Genomic DNA, 22,110 nt, shown 5'->3' with positions numbered 1-22,110 from the left:
TCTTGCAAAAGCCGCCAGAACGCCGCACGAGTGCAGTCTTGACACCTTCGACCGCGCTTCCTTTAATGGTGTTACGCATCAGGTGCATTGCCTGACCACTTTCACCGATTACTTCAAGTCATGATGGAAACCGGGGAAGTCCACGATCCGCAGCGCAAGAAAGAAGAACTGCGCAGCTTCCTGTTCCTGACCGCCGTGATGGTGCCGGTGCTTTCCGTCATCGTCGTGGCAGGCTATGGGTTCATTGTCTGGATGACCCAGCTGGTCAGCGGCCCCCCAACGCACTGAACGCGTGGCGCGCCTTTGGCGCCATTGATGTTAGATAAGAACAAGCTGCAGCACAGACTGAAACGGCATTGAACCGGAGCTTCCGCATGCCCGCAGCCAGATGTGCGATCCCCATCCAGCCGCTGCCAGCCAGCGACGAGTGGCATATTGCCGGTATCGTCGTGCATGCGCATCCGGCCAGCGTGGCGCAAGTGCGCAGCGCCATCGAATCCCTCACCGGCGCAGAGGTCCACGCCGCCAGCGATGCCGGCAAGCTCGTGGTCACCATCGAAGCGCCCACTTCGCGCGCCATTGCCGCGCACCTCACCTACCTCCACCAGCTCCCCGGCGTGCTGTCGGCCGCGCTTGTCTACCAGCACAACGAAGACGCCGATGCCATGAGCGAGACCATCTACGAGGAGGGCGCCAGATGAACATCTCCCGCCGCGATTTCATCAGGCAGACCGCCGTCGCCGCAACGGCATCGGTGGCCGGCGTCACGCTGCCGGCCGGAGCCGCCAACTTTGTCACGGACAGCGAGGTGACAAAGCTGAAATGGTCCAAGGCGCCGTGCCGCTTCTGCGGCACCGGCTGCGGGGTCACGGTGGCGGTCAAGGACAACAAGGTGGTTGCCACGAACGGCGACCCGCAGGCCGAGGTCAACAAGGGGCTGAACTGCGTCAAGGGCTATTTCCTGTCGAAGATCATGTACGGCCAGGACCGGCTGACCAGGCCGCTGCTGCGCATGAAGAACGGCCAGTACGACAAGAACGGCGAATTCGCGCCGGTCACTTGGGAACGCGCCTTCGACGAGATGGAGCGCCAGTTCAAGCGCGTGCTGAAAGAGAAAGGCCCGACCGCGGTGGGCATGTTCGGCTCGGGCCAGTGGACCGTATGGGAAGGCTATGCTGCGTCCAAGCTGTACAAGGCCGGCTTCCGCTCCAACAATATCGATCCCAATGCACGCCACTGCATGGCATCTGCGGTGCAGGGCTTCATGCGCACCTTCGGCATGGACGAGCCGATGGGCTGCTATGACGATTTCGAGGCGGCCGATGCCTTCGTGCTGTGGGGCTCGAACATGGCCGAGATGCATCCCATCCTGTGGACCCGCATCACCGACCGGCGCCTGAGCCATCCCAAGACCCGCGTGGCGGTACTGTCGACCTTCACCCACCGTTCGTTCGACCTGGCCGACATCCCGGTCATCTTCAAGCCTCAGACCGACCTGGCGATGATGAACTACATCGCCCACTACATCATCAAGAACAACAAGGTCAACAAGGACTTCGTCAACAAGCACACGGTGTTCAAGGAAGGCGTGACCAACATCGGCTATGGGCTGCGTCCCGAGCATCCGCTGCAGAAGGCGGCCAAGAACGCGGCCGATCCCGGCGCCTCGCGCCCGATCACGTTCGACGACTTCGCGCGCTTCGTGGCCAAGTACGACGCCGATACCGTCAGCAAGCTGTCGGGCGTGCCCAAGGCCAAGCTCGACCAGCTGGCCGAGCTCTATGCCGATCCCAACATCAAGGTGATGTCGCTGTGGACCATGGGCTTCAACCAGCATACGCGCGGCAGCTGGGCCAACAACATGGTCTACAACCTGCACCTGCTGACCGGCAAGATCGCCACGCCGGGCAACAGCCCGTTCTCGCTGACCGGACAGCCGTCCGCGTGCGGCACCGCGCGCGAGGTGGGCACCTTCTCGCACCGGCTGCCGGCGGACATGGTGGTGACCAATCCCAAGCACCGCGAAGAAGCCGAGCGCATCTGGAAGCTGCCGGCGGGCACCATTCCCGACAAGCCGGGCTACCACGCCGTGCTGCAGAACCGCATGCTCAAGGACGGCAAGCTCAATGCGTACTGGGTGCAGGTCAACAACAACATGCAGGCGGCGGCAAACCTGATGGAAGAGGGCTTGCCGGGCTACCGCAATCCCGCCAACTTCATCGTGGTGTCTGACGCCTATCCCACCGTCACCGCGCTGGCGGCGGACCTGATCCTGCCCAGCGCGATGTGGGTCGAGAAGGAAGGCGCCTACGGCAATGCCGAACGCCGCACGCAGTTCTGGCACCAGCTGGTCGATGCGCCGGGCGAGGCGCGCTCCGACCTGTGGCAGCTGATGGAGTTTTCCAAGCGCTTCAAGGTGGAGGACGTCTGGCCCGCCGACCTGATCGCGAAGAAGCCGGAATACCGTGGCAAGACCCTGTTCGACGTGCTCTACCGCAACGGGCAGGTCGACAAGTTCCCGCTCAAGGAAGTCAGCACCGAGTACCACAACGCCGAGGCCAAGGCCTTCGGCTTCTACGTGCAGAAGGGGCTGTTCGAGGAATACGCCACCTTTGGCCGCGGCCACGGCCACGACCTGGCGCCGTTCGACGCCTACCATGAGGCGCGCGGCCTGCGCTGGCCGGTGGTCAACGGCAAGGAAACGCGCTGGCGCTACCGCGAAGGCAGCGATCCCTACGTGAAGGCCGGCACCGGCTACCAGTTCTATGGCAACCCCGACGGCAAGGCGGTGATCTTCGCCCTGCCCTACGAGCCGCCCGCCGAATCGCCCGATCAGGAGTATCCGTACTGGCTGGTCACGGGGCGCGTGCTGGAGCACTGGCATTCCGGCTCGATGACGCGCCGCGTGCCCGAGCTGTATCGCGCCTTCCCCAACGCGGTGGTGTTCATGCATCCCGAGGACGCCAAGGCCATGGGCCTGCGCCGCGGCGTGGAAGTGGAAGTGGTGTCGCGGCGCGGGCGCATGCGCTCGCGCCTGGAGACCCGCGGGCGCGACGCGCCGCCGCGCGGGCTGGTGTTCGTGCCGTGGTTCGACGCCAGCCAGCTGATCAACAAGGTAACGCTGGATGCGACCTGTCCGATCTCGCTGCAGACCGACTTCAAGAAGTGCGCGGTCAAGATCGTCAAGGTCTAGCGCGGCCGATACCACAGGGAGACGCCATGAAACCGAGTCGATCCTGGCTGCCACTGCTGGCCTTGCTCACGCTGCTGCTGGCGGTGCTGGCGGCGTTGCCGCTGCCGGCGCGCGCGCAGCAGCAACAGCAGCAGGGGGTGGTCGATGCCATGCGCGGGCCCACCCCCATCGCCAACGAAAGCAAGGCGCCGATCCTGTACCCGACCGAGAACAAGGACATCCGCCGCAACCGCAACTACACCATGCAGCCGCCGACGATCCCGCACAAGATCGACGGCTACCAGCTCGACAAGGACTTCAACCGCTGCATGTTCTGCCACGCGCGCACCCGCACCGAAGAAACCCAGGCGATCCCGGTCAGCATCACGCACTACATGGACCGCGACAACAACGTGCTGGCCGAGGTGTCGCCACGCCGCTATTTCTGCACGCAGTGCCACGTGCCGCAGGCGGACGCCAAGCCGCTGGTGGGCAATAGCTTCATCGATGTCGAGCAGATGCTCAAGCGCAAGCCCGGCGCCAAAGGAGCAGCCGACACCAAGGGAGCGGCCAAATAAGGGAGCAACCAGATAGCAGCGCCCGGCCCCGACCTCAACCTCATTGCGGATGCGCGCCATGCTCGACCTGCTCAAGCGCTACTGGCGGACCATCAACCGGCCCAGCGCGTATTTCAGCCTGGGCTTCCTGACGCTGGGCGGCTTTATTGCCGGCCTGGTGTTCTGGGGCGCGTTCAATACCGCGCTGGAACTGACCAACACCGAGCAGTTCTGCACCGGCTGCCACGAGATGCGCGATAACGTCTACCAGGAGCTGCAGGGCACCATCCACTTCACCAACCGCAGCGGCGTGCGCGCCAAATGCTCGGACTGCCACGTGCCGCACAACTGGACCGACAAGATGGCGCGCAAGATGCAGGCGTCCAAGGAGGTCTGGGCCAAGATCTTCGGCACCGTCGACACGCGCGAGAAGTTCCAGGCGCACCGTCTCACGCTGGCGCAGCACGAATGGGCCCGCTTCAAGGCCAACGATTCGCTGGAATGCCGCAACTGCCATGACTACCAGTCGATGGATTTCACGCGGCAGAGCCCGCGCGCGCAAGCCATGCACTCGACCTACCTGGCCAACAAGGAAAAGACCTGCATCGACTGCCACAAGGGGATCGCGCACCACCTGCCGGACGTATCCAAGGCCGAGGAGAAATGACGCGTGCTGCCACCCGCCGCCCGGCCCGGTTCGATCCCTCCCGCGCTGAGCGGTGAAGGGCTCGGGCTGTCGCGCGCCGGCCGCCCGGTGCTGCGCGGCATCGACCTGGCGCTGTCGCCCGGCTGCCTGCTGCAGGTACTGGGCGCCAATGGCAGCGGCAAGACCAGCCTGCTGCGCGTGCTGTGCGGCCTCGCCGTGCCGGACCAAGGCACGCTGCACTGGCACGGCCGGCCGCTGCGCGCCGGCGATCCTGCCTACCTGCAGGCGCTGGCCTATGTCGGCCATGCCAATGGCATCGACCCGGACCTGAGCCCGGCTGAAAACCTGCGCTTTGCCGCGCGCATGGCCGGCACCGACGCGGCCGGCACGGTCGCGAGTGCCCTGGCCGCGCAGGCGCTGGAGCGTGTCGCGCACACGCCGGTGCGCGCGCTGTCGCAAGGGCAGCGGCGGCGCGTGGCGCTGGCGCGCCTGTCGCTGGCGCGGCGCGCGCTGTGGCTGCTCGACGAACCGGTGGCAGCGCTGGATGCCGACGCCTGCGCGCGCTTCGACGCGCAGCTCGACGCGCACCTGGCAGCGGGCGGCATGGCCGTGATCGCCACCCACCAGCTGCTGCGCGCCGGCGGCACGGTGCTGCGGCTGGAGGCGATGGCATGACCCGCACCCTGGCCGCCATCGTCGCGCACGACGTGTCGCTGTCCTGGCGCCGGCGCGCCAGCCTGTTCGGCAGCGTGGTGTTCTTTGTCATCGCGGCGAGCCTGTTCCCGCTGGCGATCGGTCCCGAGCCGCAGCAGCTGCGCGCGCTGGCGCCCGGGATCCTGTGGGTCACGGCGCTGCTGGCGTCGATGCTGTCGCTGTCGCGGCTGTTCGCGCAGGAGCACGCCGATGGCAGCCTCGACCAGCTGCTGCTGTCGCCGCATCCGCTGGCGCTGCTGGTGCTGGCGAAGATCGCGGCGCACTGGCTGACCAGCGGGCTGCCGCTGTTGCTGCTGACACCGTTGCTGGCGCAGCAGTACGGGCTGCCATGGGGTGCATCGCTGCTGCTGTCGGCCTCGCTGCTGGTTGGCACGCCGGCGCTCTCCCTGATCGGCGCGGTGGGCGCCGCGCTGACGCTGGGCGTGCGCGGCGGCGCGGTGCTGCTGTGCATCCTGGTGCTGCCGCTGTGCGTGCCGGTGCTGGTGTTCGGCGCCAGCGCCGCGGCCGCGGCCGACGCCGGGCTCGACGTGGTGCCGCAGTTCTCGTTGCTGGGCGCGTGCCTGGCGCTGTCGCTGTTCCTGTGCCCGCTGGCCACTGCCGCGGGGCTACGCATCGCCATGGAGACACCGGCATGAGCCAGCCGCTGCCATCGCTGCCCACTGCCGGGGCGCCGCGGGCGCGTTTTGCCTGGACGGCATACGCGGCGCCAGTACGGTTCTATCCGCTGGCCGGACGCATGGCGCCGTGGTTCTTCGCCGCGGCGGCGGTGTTCGCCCTCGCCGGCTTGTATGTCGGCTTTGCCCTGGCGCCCACCGACGCGCAGCAGGGCGAGGTCTACCGCATCATCTTCATCCACGTGCCGGCGGCATGGATGTCGATGTTCATCTACCTGGTCATGGCCGGCTACTGCGCGCTGGCGCTGGTGCTGCGCACACGGCTGTCGTCGATGATGGCCTCGGCGCTGGCGCCCACCGGCGCGCTGTTCACGGCGCTGGCGCTCTGGACCGGTGCGCTGTGGGGCCAGCCGACCTGGGGCACGTGGTGGGTCTGGGATGCGCGGCTGACCTCCGAGCTGATCCTGCTGTTCCTGTACCTCGGCTTTATCGCACTGGAATCTGCCATCGACGAGCCGCGCCGCGCCGAGCGCGCCTGCGCGGTGCTGGCGCTGGTGGGCGTGGCCAATATCCCGGTGATCTACTTCTCGGTGCAGTGGTGGAACACGCTGCACCAGGGCGCTTCGGTCAGCCTGACGGCGGCGCCGTCGATGGCGGCCACCATGCTGGCGGGCATGCTGCTGATGACGCTGGCGTGCTGGATGTACACCATCGCCGTGGCGCTGGTGCGCGTGCGCTGCATCCTGCGCGAGCGCGGCGAAGTGCCGGTTACCGGAGAGACATCATGACCCATTCGCTGCTCCCGCAGGTGCTGCCATACGGGCACCATGGCCTTTTCATCGCCGGCGCGTTCGGCATGAGCGCGCTGCTGCTGGCGCTGGAACTGGTGCTGCTGGCGCGCCGCTGCCGCGCCAGCGCGCGACAGGCCAGCACGCGCCAATGACGCCGCGCCAGCGCCGCTTCGGCATGCTCGCCGCGGCCCTGGCCTGCGGCGGCATCGCGCTGGCGCTGGTGCTCAATGCCTTCCGCTCCAACCTGGTGTTCTTCTTCAGCCCCAGCCAGGTGGCCGCGCAGGAAGCGCCGGTGGCGCGCAGCTTCCGGCTTGGCGGACTGGTCGAACCCGGCTCGATCCGGCGCGAAGGCGACGGCATGACCGTGCGCTTCGTCGTCACCGACACCGCGCGGCAGGTGCCGGTGCGCTACCGCGGCCTGCTGCCCGACCTGTTCCGCGAGGGCAAGGGCGTGGTCGCGCGCGGCAAGCTGGAAGCCGACGGCACCTTCGTCGCCAGCGAGGTGCTGGCCAAGCACGACGAGAACTACATGCCGCCCGAAGCCGCCGATGCTCTCAGGCAGGCTGAACAGGTGAACCGCCGCATGGCCGGTGCGCCGACGCAGGGAGCGCGTCAATGATCGCCGAACTGGGGCACTTCGCGCTGATCGTCGCGCTGCTGGTCGCACTGGTGCAGGCGGCAGTGCCGCTGGCCGGCGCGGCAAGCGGCAGGCTGGCGTGGATGGCGGTGGCGCGGCCGGCGGCGCGCGTGCAATGCGTGCTGGTGGCATTGTCGTTCGCGGCGCTGGCATGGAGCTTCGCCGCCAGCGACTTCAGCGTGCGCTATGTCGCCGCCAACTCCAACAGCGCCCTGCCGCTTGCCTACCGCATTGCAGCGGTATGGGGCGGGCATGAAGGCTCGATGCTGCTGTGGACGCTGATGCTGGCGCTGTGGTCGCTGGCGGTGGCGCGCTACAGCCGGCAACTGCCACTTGCGGCGGTGGCGCGCGTGCTGGGCGTGATGGGGGCGATCAGCGCGGGCTTCCTGCTGTTCCTGCTGTTTGCCTCCAACCCCTTCATACGGTTGCTGCCGCCGGCGATGGCGGGGCGCGACCTCAATCCATTGCTGCAGGATCCCGGCATGGTCTTCCACCCGCCGCTGCTCTACATGGGCTATGTCGGTTTCTCGGTGACCTTTGCCTTTGCCGTGGCGGCGCTGCTGGCCGGGCGCGTCGACGCCGCCTGGGCGCGCTGGTCGCGGCCGTGGACCACGGTGGCGTGGGCGTTCCTGACGCTGGGCATCATGCTGGGCAGCGCGTGGGCATATTACGAGCTGGGCTGGGGCGGCTGGTGGTTCTGGGATCCGGTCGAGAACGCCTCGTTCGTGCCATGGCTGGCGGGGACCGCACTGATGCATTCGCTGGCGGTCACGGAGAAGCGCGGCGCGTTCCGCGCGTGGACCGTGCTGCTCGCCATCTTCACGTTCTCGCTGAGCCTGCTCGGCACCTTCCTGGTCCGCTCCGGCGTGCTGACCTCGGTGCATGCGTTCGCGGTCGATCCCAGGCGCGGCATCTTCATCCTGGCGCTGCTCGGCCTGCTCACCGGCATCGCGCTGGCGCTGTACGCATGGCGCGCCCCGCGCTTGTCGTGCGTGTCGCGGCGGGCCGAGTTTGCCGCGGTCTCGCGCGAATCGCTGCTGCTGGCCAACAACGTGCTGCTGGCGGTGGCGGCGGCGACGGTGCTGCTCGGCACGCTCTACCCGTTGCTGGTCGATGTGCTGGGACTGGGCAAGATCTCGGTCGGCCCTGCCTACTTCGAACAGGTGTTCGTGCCGCTGATGGCTCCGGCGGTGCTGCTGATGGGCGCGGCGCCGCTGGCGCGCTGGCGCCATGGCAGCCTGCCCGACATGGCACGGCGGCTGCGCTGGGCCGGCATCGCCAGCGTGGCCATCGGCCTGGGGCTGCTGCTGGTGCTGCGCAACGCCTCCGCCATGACCGGGCTGGGGCTGCTGCTGGCGGCATGGTGCGTGCTGAGCGCGGTGGCGAGCCTGGCGGCCCGGCTGCGCCACCAGCAGGGGCGCAGGTTCAGCGCGCTGCGCCAGCTCGCGCCCAGCTACTGGGGCATGCTGCTGGCGCATGCCGGCGTCGGCATCTTCATCGCGGGCGTGACGCTGGTCACCGGGCAGGAAAGCCTGCGCGAACTGCCGATGCGCGCGGGCGATACCGTCAGCGTCGGCGGCTACGACTTCCGCTTCGCCGGCGTGAGGCAGGTCGCCGGTCCCAACTACGACGCGCTGCGCGGCACGCTGTCCGCATCGCGCGACGGCAAGCGCGTGGCGGTGCTCCATCCCGAGCGCCGCATCTACCGCAGCCAGGACATGCCGACCACCGAGGCCGCGATCGACAGCGGCCTGACGCGCGACCTGTATGTGGCGCTGGGCGAGAACGTGGCCAACAGCGTCGATGGCAGCGCCTGGGCCGTGCGCATCCACGTCAAGCCCTTTGTCGACTGGATCTGGGCCGGCTGCGTGCTGATGGCGCTGGGCGGATTGGTGGCCGCGTGCGACAAGCGCTACCGGCTGCGCCGCCGCGTCGCGGCCGAAGCCGCGCCCGCACCGGTGACTGAACCTGCCGCGCCCGCGCTGGCCTCCACGCGCGAGGAGACGCCGGCATGACCCGCTTCCTGCTGCCGCTCGCCGCCTTCCTCGCGCTCGCCGTTGCGCTGGCGGCGGGGCTGCGCCACGATCCGCGCGAGCTGCCCTCGCCGCTGGTAGGCAAGGCCGCGCCGGCCTTCACGCTGCCGCTGCTGGAACCGGAAGGCCGCACGCTGGCGTCCGCCGACATGCGCGGCAGGGTGTGGCTGCTGAACGTGTGGGCCTCGTGGTGCGCGGCCTGCCGCACCGAACATCCGGTGCTGATCGACTTCGCCGCGCACGCGCCGGTGCCGCTGTACGGCCTGAACTACAAGGACGAGGCCGGCGCCGCACGCGACTGGCTGCAGCGGCTCGGCAACCCCTACACCGCATCGCTGGTCGACGCCGACGGGCGCGTGGGCATCGACTACGGCGTCTATGGCGTGCCCGAGACCTTTGTCATCGACCAGCAGGGCGTGGTGCGCTACCGCCAGGTCGGCCCGGTCACCCGCGAGGTGCTGGAGCAGAAGCTGATCCCGCTGATCGAGCGGCTGCAGCGCCAGGGAGGCGGCCATGCGTAGGCTGCGCGCTGCGCTTGCCCTGTGGCTATGCTGCCTGCCGCTGCTGGCGGCTGCCGCGCCGACCGAGGCCGAGCTCGATGCGCGCGTGCATGCGCTGTCCAATGAACTGCGCTGCCTGGTGTGCCAGAACCAGACGCTGGCCGATTCCAACGCCGACCTGGCCGTCGACCTGCGCCGCCAGATCCGCGAGCAGCTGCGCGGCGGCGCCAGCGACCAGGCGGTCAAGGACTACCTGGTGCAGCGCTATGGCGACTTCGTGCTGTACAAGCCGCCGCTGCGGCCGCTGACGTGGCTGTTGTGGTTTGGTCCGCTGCTGCTGGTTGCCGGCGTCGCATGGGCAATCGTGCGGGCTCGCGCGCGTCACTGCGGCACGGGCGCTGCACTTGACGACAGCGCGCGGCGCGACCTCGAAAGCCTGCTCAACGCCTCCGCCGATCCTGCCCGCCCCAGACAACCATGACGACCTTCTGGCTGCTCGCCGCCGCGCTGATCGCCGCCGCCATGGCCGGACTGCTGTGGCCGCTGCTGCGCCGCCACGCCATTACCGACCCTGGCACACCGGAGCGCACGCTGCTGGTCGACCTGTACCGCGACCAGTTGCGCGAACTCGACGCCGACCTGCGCACCGGCACGCTGAGCGCGGCCCGGCATGCCGAGGCCCGCGACGAACTCGGCCGCCGGCTGCTGGATGAAGCCGCGGACACCGCCACCGGCACACCCCGCGCGAGCACGTCTGCACTGCTCGCCGCGGCGTTGCTGGCGGCGTTGCCGAGTGCCGCCATCCTGCTCTACCTGCACCTGGGCAACCCCGTCGCTCTCTGGCGCGCCGGCGACATGCCTGAGGCCGGCGGCAGCCAGCACCAGCTCAGCGGCGCGCAGGTAGAAGGCATGGTCAACCAGCTGGCGCAGCGGCTTCGCGAAGCGCCGGCCGATCCCGCAGGCTGGGCCATGCTGGCGCGCTCCTACAGCGTGCTGGAGCGGTATGCCGACGCGGCCGCGGCCTACGCCCGCGCAGTCGAGCTGGCGCCCGAGGTGGCATCGCTGCGCGCCGATTACGCCGACGTGCTGGCCAGCCTCAACAACGGCTCGCTGCAAGGCGCGCCCATGGCGGAGATCAGCCGGGCACTGGCGCTGGATCCGGATGACCCCAAGGCCCTGGCGCTCGCGGCCAGCGCTGCGGTGGAGCGCGGCGACAAGCAGGCGGCGATCGGCTACTGGGAACACCTGCACCGGCTGCTGCCCCCGGACTCGCAGACCGCGGCGCGCGTGGCCGCCAACCTCGCCGCGGCGCGTGGCACGTCCGCCGCGCAGCCGGCGCAGATTACCGGCATGGTCACGCTCAGCGAAAAGGCCGGGCGCACGCCGCAGCCGGGCGACACCCTGTTCGTCTACGCCCTGCCCGCCGACGGCTCGCGCAAGCCTCTGGCGGTGCTGCGCCGGCAGGCGCGCGACCTGCCGCTGACGTTCACGCTGGACGACGCGATGGCAATGCGGCCCGACCGCAAGCTGTCGGCACACACGCAGGTGGTGGTGGAGGCGCGCATTTCCGCGAGCGGGAATGCCATGCCGCAGTCGGGCGACCTGGTCGGGCGCAGCGGTCCGCTGGCAGTCGGCAGCGAAGGCGTGCGGATCGCCATCGACGCCGCCGTGCCATAGCGCTCAGGCGGCCAGCGCCGTCCTCAGGTTGGCCAGCATGTCCGCGACCATTTCCTCCAGGCCGTACTGCGCCTTCCACCCCCAGTCAGCGCGCGCCACCGAATCGTCGATCGAATCCGGCCAGCCTTGCGCGATCGCCTGGCGGTAGTCGGGTTCGTAGCGGATCTCGAAGTCCGGCACATGCTTGCGGATCGCCGCGGCGATCTGCGCGGGCGTGAAGGTGGTGCCGGCGATGTTGTAGCTGCCGCGCTCGCCCAGCCGTTCCGCCGGCGCCTCCATTAGTTCGATGGTCGCGCGCAGCGCGTCGGGCATGTACATCATCGGCAGGGCCTCGTCTTCCTTCAGGAAGCACGTGTAGGGCTCGCCCTTCACGGCTGCATGGAAGATGTCGACCGCATAGTCCGTGGTGCCGCCGCCCGGCGGCGTCTTGTGCGAGATCAGTCCCGGATAGCGCACGCTGCGCACGTCGACGCCGTGGTTGGCGTGGTACCAGCGGCACCAGCCCTCGCCCGCCTGCTTGGAAATGCCATAGACGGTGGTCGGCTCCATCACGGTCTTCTGCGGCGTATCCACGGCTGGCGTGGTCGGTCCGAACGCAGCGATCGAGCTGGGCCAGAACACGCGCTCCAGCCCGGTCTGCCGCGCCAGCTCCAGCACGTTGAGCAGGCTCGTCATGTTCAGGTTCCATGCCCACTGCGGCGCCTTTTCGCCGGTGGCCGACAGCGCCGCCGCCAGCAGGTAGACCTGCGTGATGCCATGGCGCTCGACCACGGTCGCGAGTTCGCCGCGGTCGGTGGCGTTGAGCATCTCGTGCGTGATGTGCACGTGGCGGCCGGTCGGCACTACGTCGGAGGTGATGACGCTGGTACGGCCGTAGCGCTCGGCCAGCGCCAGTGCCAGCTCGGAGCCGATCTGGCCGTTGGCGCCGACGATCAGGATCCTGGGAGTGCTGTCGGCCATCAGATCAGCCCCAGTTCGCGGCCGGCCGCGCCGAACGCATCCAGCGCCGCCTGCAGCGCGGCCTCGTCATGCAGCGCGCTCATCTGCACGCGGATGCGGGCCTGGCCCTTGGGCACCACGGGGTAGAAGAAGCCCACCACGTACACGCCCAGTTCCAGCAGCCGCTGCGCGAGCTGCTGCGCCTTCTCCGCGTCGTAGACCATGATCGGAATGATGGGATGCTCGCCCGCCTTGACGTCGAAGCCCAGCTTGTCCAGCCCCGCGCGGAAGAACTTCGTGTTGCGCTCCAGCCGGTCGCGCAGCTCGGTGCTGCCTTCCAGGATATCGAGCACCGCGATCGATGCCCCGACGATGGCCGGCGCCACGGTATTGGAGAACAGGTACGGCCGCGAGCGCTGGCGCAGCAGCGCCACCACTTCCTGGCGCGCGCTGGTAAAGCCGCCGGACGCGCCGCCCAGCGCCTTGCCCAGCGTGCCGGTGATGATGTCGATCTTGCCGAACACGCCGCGCAACTCATGCGTGCCGCGCCCGCGCGCGCCCAGGAAGCCAGTGGCGTGGCATTCGTCGATGCCAAGCAGCGCGCCATGCTCGTCGCAGATCGCGCGCATCTCGTCCAGCCGCGCGATGGTGCCGTCCATCGAAAACGCGCCGTCGGTAAATACCAGCACGAAGCGCGCGCCGTCCGCGCGCGCCTGCGCCAGCTGCACGCGCAGGTCGTCGAGGTCGTTGTGCTGGTAGCGGTAGCGGCGCGCCTTGCTCAGGCGGATGCCGTCGATGATCGAGGCATGGTTGAGCGCATCGCTGATGACTGCATCCTCGGCTCCCAGCAGCGTCTCGAACAGCCCGCCGTTGGCATCGAACGCCGAACCATAAAGGATGGTGTCCTCGGTGCCCAGGAACGCCGACAGCCGCGCTTCCAGCGTCTTGTGCAGGTCTTGCGTGCCGCAGATAAAGCGCACCGAACTCAGCCCGAAGCCATGCGTGCGCAGCGCCTCGTGCGCGGCCTCGATCACGCGAGGGTGCGACGACAACCCAAGGTAGTTGTTGGCGCACAAATTGATCACCTCGCGGCCGTCGGTGGTGCGCACCCGCGCGCCCTGCGGCGTGGCGATCACGCGCTCCTGCTTGAACAGCCCGGCCTCGCGGATCGCGTCGAGTTCGGTGCGGATGGATGCGTAGAATGCCTCGGCATTCGACATGGCTGGCTCCCGGTGAGGTGCAGTGGTGTGCTGGGGATATGCTACGATTCGATCGATAAATCGAACGTGTTCTGTATATCGAACATTTTGCGCAATATAACGAACATTCATCCATGACGCAAGCCCCGGTCCAGACTCCGCAAGCCGAAGGCCCGCCGGCAGTCGGCCTGGCGCTGCAGGCATTGCGCCAGCAGCAGCGGCTGTCGCTCGACGAACTGTCCCGCCGCGCCGGCGTATCCAAGTCGATGCTGTCGCAGATCGAACGCAACCTGGCCAACCCGACCGTTGCGGTGCTGTGGCGGCTGGCCAATGCGCTGGGCGTGAGCCTGGCCGACTTCCTCGCTGGCGGCGCCGCCGAGCGTCCCGGCGCCGGTATCACCGTGCTGCAGCCGCACGCGATCCCGTCGCTGAAAAGCCCCGATACCCGCTGCGACCTGCGCATCCTTGGCCCGATCGAACTGGCCGGGCGCTTCGAGTGGTATGAACTGACCATCCAGGCCGGCGGCGTGCTGGCCTCCGAGCCGCACGAGGCCGGCACGCAGGAACACCTGACGGTATTGGGCGGGTCGATGACGGTGCGCGCCGGCGCCGACGAGAAGAAGCTGCGGCACGGCGAGACCGCGCGCTATGCGGCTGATGTCGCACATGCGATCTCCAATGGCGGCAAGACCACTGCCACCGCACTACTGGTTGTAGTGCATCCGGGGTAAGGCGGGCAAGGGAGGCCACGCCCCTACCTTCCCCCAACCCGGCCAGCGTTGTTCAGCGGGCGCCGAACAAGCGCTTCACACGCTCCCACAGTACGCCGAAGAACACTGCCACCGGATTCAGGCGCACGGCCTGGTTCCGTTCGGCGTCGGAGAGCGTCGGGTCCATCCTGCGCGATACCGATTTGCCGAAGTCGGCGATCATCCGCCGCACGAAGTCCCGCACCAGCCCCGAGCGCGAGAACTGGGCCAGCGGCCCTTGCAGCGAATACTGCAGATCGACCGCGACTTCGGTCCCGCCGGCGGACAAGGCCCTGAGCTGGTAAGCGATATCGCCCGCGGCCTTGGAATTGCTGAGCGAGTCCTGTCCCGCACCCTTCAGCACGCCGCGCTTGTTCGCATCATCGCGCTGCAGGCGCGCGGCCCCCTCGAACCTTGCCGACATAGGGCCGAACTTGATCGCGATATGGCCCCTTACCTTCTCCCCGGCCACTTCCGTCAGCACCGCGCCGGGCAGGCAGCCGGCCACGGCCGGCAAATCCGCCATGAAGGTCCATACCTCGTCCAGCGCATAGGGCACGTTAAAGCCGCCTTCGATGCGCGACCAGCCCTTGCGGTCGGCCGAGCGCTCGGGCTCGGCGCTGCCCGCCGCAGCCAGGTGCGGCTGCGTGCCGAGCGCCTCGTCCGCGACCGTGAAGCCCGCAAACGCCAGCGGTGCGGCGGCCGCGCCGGCATGCCGCGCGATCACGCCGGCGGCCGCGCGGCGCGCGTCCAGCACCGAACGGATCGCGGCGACGATGCCCATATAGCCGGTGCAGCGGCACAGGTTGCCCGACAACTCATGCCGGATGGTGGCTTCGTCGGCATCGGGCAGGCGCAGCACGATATCGCGTGCGGTGGCCAGCATGCCGGGCGTGCAGTAGCCGCATTGCAGGGCGTGGTGCCGGTTGAAGGCGGCGCGCAGGTCGGCCATGACCGCGTCGTCCTCGTAGCCCTCCACCGTGACGATGTCGGCGCCCTGGCAGGCGGCGGCAAAGGTGATGCACGAGCGCACCGGCTTGCCATCCACCAGCACGGTGCAGGCGCCGCACACGCCATGCTCGCAGCCAAGGTGCGTGCCGGTCAGACGATGCGTGTCGCGCAGGTAGTCGCCCAGGTGCGTCCGGTCCGCGCACGCGCCGGACACCCGGCGGCCGTTGACGGTGAATTCGATGGTCTGCACGGGGTGCTCCTCAGTTCAGCAGTTGCGCGACGCAGCGCGTCACGACGGTTCGGTACAGCTTGCGGTCGATGGCGTCCTTGCCCGGCGCGGCTTGCGCGACGGCTTCGGCCACGGCGTCAGCCGTCAGGGCGGCCGCGCCCTGCGCCGCAACGGCGCGCGTCAGGCCGGGCAGCACCATGGGCGGGCCGTCCAGCGCGCCGAGCACGACGCGGGCAAAGCGGCGGCTGGCGTCGAAGTACGCGGCGCAGCTGGCCTCGGCGAATTCGCCGGTCTTGCGGCACAGCTTCTGGTAGCCCCAGCGGGTGTGCGCGGTCTTCGGCGGCACCCGCACCGCGGCGATCAGTTCGCCGTCGGCCAGCACCGTGGTGTAGGCGCCGAGCATGAACGACTCCATCGGCACTGCGCGCGTGCCGGCGGCGGACGCGATCTCGATATGAGCGCCCAGCGCGGTCATGGCCACGACCCAGTCGGCCGCAGGGTCCGCATGCGCGAGGCTGCCGCCAACGGTGCCGCGGTTGCGGATCGCCCGATAGGCGATGCCGCCGGCAACGGCCTGCAGCATGGTGCCGCGCAGCGGCTCGAACACGCCGTCCTCGATCTGCGCGTGGGTCACGCAGGCGCCGATGCGGATGCCGTCGGCGGTTGCGGTCACGTCGCGGAGTTCGCGCAGCGCCGACACGTCGACCACCGTATCGGGCCGGGTCAGGCGCAGGTTCAGCATCGGCCCGAGCGATTGCCCGCCGCCCATGGCCTTGGATACATCGGTGCCCGCGCGCAGCCGGGACAGCGCCTCCGGCAGCGAGCCGGGTGCGTGGTAGGAGAATGCAACGGCTTTCATCGGTCAGGCTGCCTTCCGGTTATGCGCATCGGCCTCGGCCGCTTCCAGCGCTTCCAGGATCTTGCGCGGCGTCAGCGGCGTCTCCTTCAGTTCAACGCCGAAATCGCGCAGCGCGTCGTTGACGGCATTGAAGATGGCCGCCGGCGGCGCGATCGCCCCGCCCTCGCCCATGCCCTTGGCGCCGAACTCCGTATGCGGCGACGGCGTCTCGAAATGATGGATGCGGATCGACGGAATCTCGGTCGGCCCCGGCAGCATGTAGTCGGCCAGCGTCGATGCCAGCGGCTGGCCGTTGCCGTCGTAGTGCATGGCTTCGAACATCGCGGTGCCGATGCCCTGCGCCACGCCGCCGTAGGTCTGCCCTTCCACCACCATCGGGTTGATCATGGTGCCGCAGTCCTCCACCACGACGTAGTCGAGGATCCCGACATGGCCGGAATCAATATCGACTTCCACTGCCACGGCATGCGTGGCGTAGGTGAAGCTGCCGGTGTCGACGGCCGGCTTGAAGCCCATCGTCACTTCAAGACCTTGTGCGTCGACGTCCGGCGGCAGCAAATGCGGGTTGATGTACCAGGCGTTGGCGATGCGCGCGATATCGGCTGCGGTGCCCGCGTTCCCGGACGCCACGGCGCCATCACGGAACGCCACGGCATCCTGCGGCTGGCCGAGCATGTGCGCGCCGATCTTCAGCAGGCGGGGCAGCAGCGCCTTGCATGCGCGCGACACCGCACCGCCCGACATCACCAGCGAGCGCGACGCATATGTGCCCGTCGAGAATGGCGTCAGGCCGGTATCGCCGTGCACCACCTTGATCCGCGCGATATCGATGCCAAGGATCTCGTTGGCGATCTGCGCGAAGGTGGTCTCCATGCCCTGCCCGTGCGAATGCACGCCCACGCGCACCTCCAGCCCGCCGTCCGGCGTGATGCGTACCGTCGCCGAATCGAAGCCCGGGATCACCGGCGTGCCCCACGCGGCAAACACCGAGGTGCCGTGCGCCGATTGCTCGGTGTAGGTGCCGAAACCCACGCCGACATAGGTGCTGCCCCGCGGCCCCGCCTGCTGGCGCGCGCGGATCGCGGTCAGGCCGATCATCTCCATGGCCTTGCGTACGTTGGCCGGGTAATCGCCGCCGTCGAAATGCTTGTTGGTGACGTTGACATAAGGCATCGCTTCGGGCGGCACCAGGTTTTCGCAGCGCACCTCCCACGGTTCGCGTCCCACTTCGCGGGCGATGGCGTCGATCATCAGTTCCATCGCAAAGCAGACGCCGGTGCGCGCCACGCCGCGATAGGGCACGAAGCCCGGCTTGTTCGTCGCCACGCAAGTGGTCTCGCAACGGTAGCCGTCAAAGGCGTACGGTCCCGGCAGGTTGCCAATCGCCTGCCCGGGCTCCAGCCCGATGGTGAACGGCCACACCGAATAGGCGCCGCCATCGATCACGATCTTCGCATCGAGGGCCAGCAGGCGGCCGCGCGCATCGGCATACGCGGTCAGGTCGTAGTGATGCTCGCGCGAGTTCGCGCCGGCGGTCAGGTGCTCGCGCCGGTCCTCGATAAAGCGGAACGGGCGCTTGTACGTCAGCGCCAGCCACGCGACGCACAGCTCTTCCTGCTGCAGCACGCACTTGTAGCCGAAGGCGCCGCCCACGTCGGGCGAGATCACCCGCACGCGCTCCTGCTCCAGTCCCAGGCAATGCGCCAGGATCGTGCGGATCATGTGCGGCACCTGCGTCGCGCTATAGACCACCAACTGGTCGAACTGGTGGTCCCAGTAGGCCAGCACCGCCTTGCCTTCCATCGGCACCATGCACTGGCGCGCCAGGTCGATCTTGCGGCGCACCACGACCGTGGCCTCGTGCTGGCGCGCCTCGAAGTTCTTGTCGGCGGTCAGCGTCAGGAAGGTGTTGTCGCGCCAGTGCTCGTGCACGCGCACCTCGCCGGCGAGCTGGCGCGCCTGGGTCACGTCGGCCAGCGCGGGCAGTTCGTCGAACGACACGGCAACCTGCTCGGCAATGTCTTCGGCCTCGGCGCGCGTAGGTGCGAACGCCATCGCCACCGGCTCGCCGACGAAGCGCACCTTGCCGCTGGCCAGCGGTGGCTGCGCCGAGGGCTGGTAGGACGGAAAGGCCGAGTCGGCAACGATGTCGCTGGCCGCCGCCATGTCTTCACGCACGATCACCGCGGCGGCGTGATTGGACGGCTTGGTCACCGACAGCAGCCGGGCGTGCGCCACCGGGCTGCGCAGGAACGCCACTTCCTGCAGGTCCGGCATGGCGATATCCGCGACGAAGCGGCCCTTGCCGTGCAGGTGCCGCGCGTCCTCCTTGCGCGCCACGCGGGCGCCGACCCCCTGGCCGCGCGGGCTTTCCGGGTAATCCGGTTCCATCGACGATGTCATTGCCCTGTCCGTTCCGATGATAAGCGTGGTTTATTCAGCATACTGACCAAAATCCTATGGAAATGCGGGCGGCCCTGTCAATTGCGGCTTTACCGCATCCCGGCGGCCGCCCAGCGCCATTCAGGCGGCTATTCCCGCACGCCGATGGCGGCAAGCCCCTCGGCACGCGTGGCGACGGTTGCGTACTTCTGCGCCATGTCGAACAGGTTGGCCTCATGCGGCCCCAGCGCGCGGTCGCCCACGCAGTCGGACAGCACGAGCGGGCGGAAGCCGTACTGCATCGCATCGACCACGCTGGCGCGCACGCACCCGCTGGTCACGGCGCCGGCCACCACCAGCGTGCGCACGCCGCGCTGCGTCAGCCACGCCGCCAGCGACGTGCCGAAGAACGCCGACGGCACAGTCTTGCGCACCACCAGTTCGCCCGGCTGCGGCGCCAGTTCCGCCACGATGGCGCTGTTGAAGGCACGCTCCTTCAGCGTCAGCATGTTCGGCACCTTCATCGAGAAGACGTTGTGGTCGGCACCATCGTCGGCATAGACGATGCGGCTGTGCGCGACCGGCCAGCCTTCGCGCCGCGCCACCGCGAGCAGCGGCACGGTGCTGGCGATGGCGTCGCGGATATTGCCGCCGCCGAAGACCGCCGGATCGGCAAAGCCATTGACGAAGTCCACGATCAGCAGCCCGAAGGGCCCATCCATCTCCAGCGCATTGCCGAAGCCCTGGCGCTGGTACGCGCCGATTTCCTTGTGCATCACGACTTGTCCTCCGGGTAGCGGAAACCGTCGGTCACCTTGCCCGCCGTCACCACGTCGACGCCGTCCAGGCGCACGGTGCAGCGCCGCACCGGGATGTCGATATGGCAGGCCGTGGTGCGATGGCCGCCGGCCTCGTTGTTCGGGCCGAGCGAGAACAGGAAGTTGCCCTCGAACGCGCGCGCATCCATGCCGATGGTGGCCTCGCGGTCGTAGAGGCCCAGCGTCGACCAGTGCGCGCGCGGCTGCAGCCCCCAGCCGATATGCGAGATCGCGTACGCTTCCGGGTCATTGAACGACGCCATGTACTCGCTCAGCAGCTCGGCATGGAGCCCGCCTTCGATGCGCGTCGCAAAGCCCGCTTCGACCGTCAGGCGGATCGGTTCGGTGACGTAGGTCTTCTGCGGCAGCAGGATGTCGCCTTTGTCCAGCACGATGGTGCCGTGGGCGGCGCCTTCGTTCGGCCAGGTGAGCGCGAAGCCGCTGGGCCAATGGTCCCAGCGTCCGGGCTCGTCGACAAAGCCGTACTCGCTGATGGCAGGGAATTCACCCAGCGGGCAGCGCAGGTCGGTGCCGGCGGGCGAGACGACGTGCATTTCCTGCGCGCTTGCCAGCCGCTGCGAGGCCGCCTTCACCCGTTCGCGATCGGCCTCGCAGGGCACCATGCGGGCCAGCACCTCGGGCGGCTCGACGGCCAGCAGGATTTTGGTGCCGCCCTGCAGGATCTCGTGCTGCTCGGGCGAGAACAGCAGCGTCATCAGGTCCAGCACCAGGTCGCTCGCCTTCAGCGCGGCGATGGCGGCCGGGTTGCCGGTCAAAGGCGTGGTGCCGAGGTAGGCGAGCGCATCGCGGCTCAGCGCCTTTTCGCCGTTGACGGGCGGCAAGTCAAGCCGGTTGACGATGGCGCCCATCGACTGCGTGGCGGTAAGCGCCGTGGACAGCGTCTGCGGGTAGGTGGCGGCGCTGGTCAGGATGGTGACGGTCTGTCCCGGCTCCAGCCGGGACAGCCGCAGCACCTTGCGCCAGGCCTCGATCATCTGGTGGTCACTTACCGGCATGTCGGCTCCTTGCTCGCTGATTGCGCCAGCGGCGCGCCGAGAAAATCATCTAGCGCCGCGTAAAAGCCCGCTTCGTCGTCCCACGGGATCATGTGGCCGGCATTGGCGACGTGGCTCACCAGCACGCCGGGCAGCAGGGTGCGGATTTCCGCGACGTCTTCGGGCCGCACCACGTCGCCACGGCCCGCGGTCATCAACAGCGTGGGCACCCCGACCCGCGGCATGTCGGCGTGGATGTCGTCACGGTGGAAGTCCTCGAAGCTGCGCACCACCGCGTCTGCGTTGCAGGTGTGCAGCCATTCGGCGCGCAGGCGCAGTTGCGCGTCGGTCCAGGTCGGGCAGAAGCGGCGCATGCCTTCCAGATCGGTGCCTTCCCGGGACAGCCGGATCGAATCGACGTACCACGGCAGTTGCGAAGGATATGGGCGACGCCCGGGGCCCGAGACAGGCGGGTCGACCATCACCAGCCGCGCCAGCCCGTGCGGCTTTCCCGCCGCGGCACGCAGGCCGATCCGAGCGCCCATCGAATGGCCGACCACGCTGTAGCGTCGCAGGCCCAGCGCTTCGGCAAAGGCGACGACGTCGCGCGCCTGCGCATCGAGGCCATAGTCGAGCCCCGGCTCCGCCGACGACAGCCCGCGGCCGCGCACGTCGAGGATGTAGGTGTCAAAGCGCGTGCCGAACTGCTCGCCGACAAAGCCCCACGTGATCGCGGGGCTGGTGATCCCCGGCACGATAACGACCGCGTCGTGCTCGGCACGCCCGCCCTCATTGCCGCCGTAGCGCAGGTAATGCTGGCGGATGCCATTGGCATGAACCTGGCCTCCGTACTGGAAGGTACTCATGGCCGCTCCTCAGTATGCGCCGGACAGCAGCGCACCCGCGCCCGGCACGACCGGCTCGAGGTCGAGCGCACGCAGCATCGCGTAGGTGGTGGCAATGGCGGCGGTCAGCACCGGCTTGCCGGTCATCGCCTCGACCTTCGCCACGGCCGGCAGCGACGGCATCTGCACGCAGGCAGACAGCACGATCACGTCGGCATCCCGCGCGTTCATCTGCGCGACGATGCCCGGCAGCCGCGCGGGATCGTGCCGGGCGACTTCCAGGTTGTCGGGGATTTCCAGCGCGCGATAGTCCACGACTTCATAACCCTCGTTGCGGATGTAGTCCACGACCAGTTCGGTCAGCGGCTTCATGTAGGGCGCGACCACCGCAATGCGCTTCGCGCCCATCACCTTCAGCGCATCCACCAGCGCGCCGGCACTGGTGATGACTGGCGCGTCGCCGCCGTTCGCGGTGGTATGTGCCTTCAGTCGCTGTTCGGATTGCCGGTGGTAGCCACGGCCCATCGCCATGATCGCGACCAGGCAGGCGTAGCCGAGCACGTCAACGCGGGCATCGCTCAGTTCCACCGCGCAGCGGTCGGATTCGGCATCCATTGCCGCCAGTTCTTCCTTGACCACCTTCTTCATCCGCATGCGGCTTGAATGGAAGGTGAAGCGTTCCGGGCGGATCTGCTGGCGCGCCATCAGCATGGCGGGGATTTCGGCTTCCATCGTCGTGTTCGAGCTGGGGACGATCTGGCCGATACGAAAGACTTTTTGCATGGGGTTTCCAGGTTGTGCGA

Annotated in this window: 24 protein-coding genes; 15 read left to right on the top strand and 9 right to left on the bottom strand. The window is 68.5% G+C overall.

Translation table 11 applies throughout. The annotated features are described in order from the left end of the window. Window positions 1–123 precede the first annotated feature (123 nt). From napE to ccmI, 14 genes are all read left to right on the top strand, one after another. Window positions 124–288, top strand: a complete 165-nt coding sequence (gene napE / locus E0W60_RS09065) for a periplasmic nitrate reductase, NapE protein (RefSeq protein WP_029044694.1) — start codon at window positions 124–126, stop codon at window positions 286–288. Between the two features lie 86 nt (window positions 289–374). Beyond that, window positions 375–701, top strand: a complete 327-nt coding sequence (locus E0W60_RS09060) for a chaperone NapD (protein WP_133095339.1) — start codon at window positions 375–377, stop codon at window positions 699–701. Beyond that, window positions 698–3,193, top strand: a complete 2,496-nt coding sequence (gene napA / locus E0W60_RS09055) for a periplasmic nitrate reductase subunit alpha (protein ID WP_135703710.1) — start codon at window positions 698–700, stop codon at window positions 3,191–3,193. Before E0W60_RS09060 ends, napA begins: the two co-directional genes overlap by 4 nt. A gap of 26 nt (window positions 3,194–3,219) precedes the next feature. Further along, on the top strand, window positions 3,220–3,750 hold the full coding sequence (locus tag E0W60_RS09050) for a nitrate reductase cytochrome c-type subunit (protein ID WP_133095341.1): 531 nt from the start codon (window positions 3,220–3,222) through the stop codon (window positions 3,748–3,750). A gap of 58 nt (window positions 3,751–3,808) precedes the next feature. After that, window positions 3,809–4,396, top strand: a complete 588-nt coding sequence (locus tag E0W60_RS09045; RefSeq protein ID WP_116319902.1) for a cytochrome c3 family protein — start codon at window positions 3,809–3,811, stop codon at window positions 4,394–4,396. A 3-nt stretch (window positions 4,397–4,399) separates the two neighbouring features. Then, entirely contained in the window at window positions 4,400–5,050 is a 651-nt protein-coding gene (gene ccmA, locus E0W60_RS09040; protein ID WP_431189857.1) for a cytochrome c biogenesis heme-transporting ATPase CcmA, read from the top strand. Further along, window positions 5,047–5,724 carry a heme exporter protein CcmB gene (gene ccmB / locus E0W60_RS09035; RefSeq protein ID WP_135703709.1) on the top strand — a complete coding sequence of 226 codons (678 nt, stop codon included), beginning with the start codon at window positions 5,047–5,049 and terminating at the stop codon, window positions 5,722–5,724. Before ccmA ends, ccmB begins: the two co-directional genes overlap by 4 nt. Next, entirely contained in the window at window positions 5,721–6,491 is a 771-nt protein-coding gene (locus E0W60_RS09030; RefSeq protein WP_135703708.1) for a heme ABC transporter permease, read from the top strand. The genes ccmB and E0W60_RS09030 overlap by 4 nt, the downstream gene beginning before the upstream one ends. Next, window positions 6,488–6,646 carry a heme exporter protein CcmD gene (ccmD, locus tag E0W60_RS09025; protein WP_133095344.1) on the top strand — a complete coding sequence of 53 codons (159 nt, stop codon included), beginning with the start codon at window positions 6,488–6,490 and terminating at the stop codon, window positions 6,644–6,646. Before E0W60_RS09030 ends, ccmD begins: the two co-directional genes overlap by 4 nt. Next, a complete protein-coding gene (gene ccmE / locus E0W60_RS09020; RefSeq protein WP_133095345.1) occupies window positions 6,643–7,113 on the top strand; it encodes a cytochrome c maturation protein CcmE in 471 nt (156 codons plus the stop codon). The genes ccmD and ccmE overlap by 4 nt, the downstream gene beginning before the upstream one ends. Next, window positions 7,110–9,146: a heme lyase CcmF/NrfE family subunit gene (locus E0W60_RS09015; protein ID WP_135703707.1), complete on the top strand. Its 2,037-nt coding sequence runs from the start codon at window positions 7,110–7,112 to the stop codon at window positions 9,144–9,146. The genes ccmE and E0W60_RS09015 overlap by 4 nt, the downstream gene beginning before the upstream one ends. Beyond that, entirely contained in the window at window positions 9,143–9,685 is a 543-nt protein-coding gene (locus tag E0W60_RS09010) for a DsbE family thiol:disulfide interchange protein (protein ID WP_135703706.1), read from the top strand. Before E0W60_RS09015 ends, E0W60_RS09010 begins: the two co-directional genes overlap by 4 nt. Beyond that, window positions 9,678–10,145 (top strand): cytochrome c-type biogenesis protein, encoded by a 468-nt coding sequence (locus E0W60_RS09005; RefSeq protein ID WP_135703705.1) that lies wholly within the window; start codon window positions 9,678–9,680, stop codon window positions 10,143–10,145. Before E0W60_RS09010 ends, E0W60_RS09005 begins: the two co-directional genes overlap by 8 nt. Then, window positions 10,142–11,341: a c-type cytochrome biogenesis protein CcmI gene (gene ccmI, locus E0W60_RS09000; RefSeq protein WP_135703704.1), complete on the top strand. Its 1,200-nt coding sequence runs from the start codon at window positions 10,142–10,144 to the stop codon at window positions 11,339–11,341. Before E0W60_RS09005 ends, ccmI begins: the two co-directional genes overlap by 4 nt. Before the next feature lie 3 nt (window positions 11,342–11,344). On the opposite strand, the gene E0W60_RS08995 is transcribed toward ccmI, so the two are convergent. Together E0W60_RS08995 and kbl are read right to left on the bottom strand one after the other, a co-directional pair. After that, window positions 11,345–12,301: an L-threonine 3-dehydrogenase gene (locus tag E0W60_RS08995; protein ID WP_135703703.1), complete on the bottom strand. Its 957-nt coding sequence runs from the start codon at window positions 12,299–12,301 to the stop codon at window positions 11,345–11,347. Further along, window positions 12,301–13,500, bottom strand: a complete 1,200-nt coding sequence (gene kbl, locus E0W60_RS08990; protein WP_135703702.1) for a glycine C-acetyltransferase — start codon at window positions 13,498–13,500, stop codon at window positions 12,301–12,303. The genes E0W60_RS08995 and kbl overlap by 1 nt, the downstream gene beginning before the upstream one ends. A 113-nt stretch (window positions 13,501–13,613) precedes the next feature. Between kbl and E0W60_RS08985 the strand changes: the two genes are divergently transcribed. After that, window positions 13,614–14,210 carry a helix-turn-helix domain-containing protein gene (locus E0W60_RS08985; protein WP_133095352.1) on the top strand — a complete coding sequence of 199 codons (597 nt, stop codon included), beginning with the start codon at window positions 13,614–13,616 and terminating at the stop codon, window positions 14,208–14,210. 52 nt (window positions 14,211–14,262) lie between these two features. On the opposite strand, the gene E0W60_RS08980 is transcribed toward E0W60_RS08985, so the two are convergent. The 7 genes from E0W60_RS08980 to E0W60_RS08950 form a co-directional block, all read right to left on the bottom strand. Continuing rightward, window positions 14,263–15,429 (bottom strand): xanthine dehydrogenase family Fe-S subunit, encoded by a 1,167-nt coding sequence (locus E0W60_RS08980; RefSeq protein ID WP_135703701.1) that lies wholly within the window; start codon window positions 15,427–15,429, stop codon window positions 14,263–14,265. A gap of 10 nt (window positions 15,430–15,439) precedes the next feature. Continuing rightward, window positions 15,440–16,267, bottom strand: coding sequence for an FAD binding domain-containing protein (locus E0W60_RS08975; protein WP_135703700.1), 828 nt, complete (start codon window positions 16,265–16,267; stop codon window positions 15,440–15,442). A gap of 3 nt (window positions 16,268–16,270) precedes the next feature. After that, window positions 16,271–18,670 carry a xanthine dehydrogenase family protein molybdopterin-binding subunit gene (locus E0W60_RS08970; protein WP_135703699.1) on the bottom strand — a complete coding sequence of 800 codons (2,400 nt, stop codon included), beginning with the start codon at window positions 18,668–18,670 and terminating at the stop codon, window positions 16,271–16,273. 128 nt (window positions 18,671–18,798) lie between these two features. Next, on the bottom strand, window positions 18,799–19,425 hold the full coding sequence (locus E0W60_RS08965; protein ID WP_135704017.1) for an N-carbamoylsarcosine amidohydrolase: 627 nt from the start codon (window positions 19,423–19,425) through the stop codon (window positions 18,799–18,801). Next, window positions 19,425–20,483, bottom strand: coding sequence for a 2,5-dihydroxypyridine 5,6-dioxygenase (locus E0W60_RS08960; protein WP_135703698.1), 1,059 nt, complete (start codon window positions 20,481–20,483; stop codon window positions 19,425–19,427). The genes E0W60_RS08965 and E0W60_RS08960 overlap by 1 nt, the downstream gene beginning before the upstream one ends. Continuing rightward, window positions 20,474–21,328 carry an alpha/beta fold hydrolase gene (locus E0W60_RS08955; protein WP_135703697.1) on the bottom strand — a complete coding sequence of 285 codons (855 nt, stop codon included), beginning with the start codon at window positions 21,326–21,328 and terminating at the stop codon, window positions 20,474–20,476. The genes E0W60_RS08960 and E0W60_RS08955 overlap by 10 nt, the downstream gene beginning before the upstream one ends. 9 nt (window positions 21,329–21,337) lie before the next feature. Then, window positions 21,338–22,090, bottom strand: a complete 753-nt coding sequence (locus E0W60_RS08950; protein ID WP_135703696.1) for a maleate cis-trans isomerase family protein — start codon at window positions 22,088–22,090, stop codon at window positions 21,338–21,340. Window positions 22,091–22,110 lie beyond the last annotated feature (20 nt).

It is taken from the genome of Cupriavidus oxalaticus, from assembly GCF_004768545.1.
GTDB lineage: Bacteria > Pseudomonadota > Gammaproteobacteria > Burkholderiales > Burkholderiaceae > Cupriavidus > Cupriavidus oxalaticus_A.
Note: the sequence above shows the minus strand (reverse complement) of the source record. Positions and strands in the feature narration are given on the sequence as shown.

Bases quoted from the DNA above. Each gene is read 5' to 3' on its own strand.
- E0W60_RS09060 (WP_133095339.1), top strand. From the start codon at position 375: ATGCCCGCAGCCAGATGTGCGATCCCCATCCAGCCGCTGCCAGCCAGC.
- ccmB (WP_135703709.1), top strand. From the start codon at position 5,047: ATGACCCGCACCCTGGCCGCCATCGTCGCGCACGACGTGTCGCTGTCC.
- ccmD (WP_133095344.1), top strand. From the start codon at position 6,488: ATGACCCATTCGCTGCTCCCGCAGGTGCTGCCATACGGGCACCATGGC.
- napE (WP_029044694.1), top strand. From the start codon at position 124: ATGGAAACCGGGGAAGTCCACGATCCGCAGCGCAAGAAAGAAGAACTG.
- E0W60_RS08985 (WP_133095352.1), top strand. From the start codon at position 13,614: ATGACGCAAGCCCCGGTCCAGACTCCGCAAGCCGAAGGCCCGCCGGCA.
- E0W60_RS09050 (WP_133095341.1), top strand. From the start codon at position 3,220: ATGAAACCGAGTCGATCCTGGCTGCCACTGCTGGCCTTGCTCACGCTG.
- E0W60_RS09010 (WP_135703706.1), top strand. From the start codon at position 9,143: ATGACCCGCTTCCTGCTGCCGCTCGCCGCCTTCCTCGCGCTCGCCGTT.
- E0W60_RS08995 (WP_135703703.1), bottom strand. From the start codon at position 12,301: ATGGCCGACAGCACTCCCAGGATCCTGATCGTCGGCGCCAACGGCCAG.
- E0W60_RS09015 (WP_135703707.1), top strand. From the start codon at position 7,110: ATGATCGCCGAACTGGGGCACTTCGCGCTGATCGTCGCGCTGCTGGTC.
- E0W60_RS09030 (WP_135703708.1), top strand. From the start codon at position 5,721: ATGAGCCAGCCGCTGCCATCGCTGCCCACTGCCGGGGCGCCGCGGGCG.
- E0W60_RS08955 (WP_135703697.1), bottom strand. From the start codon at position 21,328: ATGAGTACCTTCCAGTACGGAGGCCAGGTTCATGCCAATGGCATCCGC.
- E0W60_RS08965 (WP_135704017.1), bottom strand. From the start codon at position 19,425: ATGCACAAGGAAATCGGCGCGTACCAGCGCCAGGGCTTCGGCAATGCG.
- kbl (WP_135703702.1), bottom strand. From the start codon at position 13,500: ATGTCGAATGCCGAGGCATTCTACGCATCCATCCGCACCGAACTCGAC.
- ccmE (WP_133095345.1), top strand. From the start codon at position 6,643: ATGACGCCGCGCCAGCGCCGCTTCGGCATGCTCGCCGCGGCCCTGGCC.
- E0W60_RS08975 (WP_135703700.1), bottom strand. From the start codon at position 16,267: ATGAAAGCCGTTGCATTCTCCTACCACGCACCCGGCTCGCTGCCGGAG.
- E0W60_RS09005 (WP_135703705.1), top strand. From the start codon at position 9,678: ATGCGTAGGCTGCGCGCTGCGCTTGCCCTGTGGCTATGCTGCCTGCCG.
- napA (WP_135703710.1), top strand. From the start codon at position 698: ATGAACATCTCCCGCCGCGATTTCATCAGGCAGACCGCCGTCGCCGCA.
- ccmI (WP_135703704.1), top strand. From the start codon at position 10,142: ATGACGACCTTCTGGCTGCTCGCCGCCGCGCTGATCGCCGCCGCCATG.
- E0W60_RS08960 (WP_135703698.1), bottom strand. From the start codon at position 20,483: ATGCCGGTAAGTGACCACCAGATGATCGAGGCCTGGCGCAAGGTGCTG.
- E0W60_RS09045 (WP_116319902.1), top strand. From the start codon at position 3,809: ATGCTCGACCTGCTCAAGCGCTACTGGCGGACCATCAACCGGCCCAGC.
- E0W60_RS08950 (WP_135703696.1), bottom strand. From the start codon at position 22,090: ATGCAAAAAGTCTTTCGTATCGGCCAGATCGTCCCCAGCTCGAACACG.
- E0W60_RS08970 (WP_135703699.1), bottom strand. From the start codon at position 18,670: ATGACATCGTCGATGGAACCGGATTACCCGGAAAGCCCGCGCGGCCAG.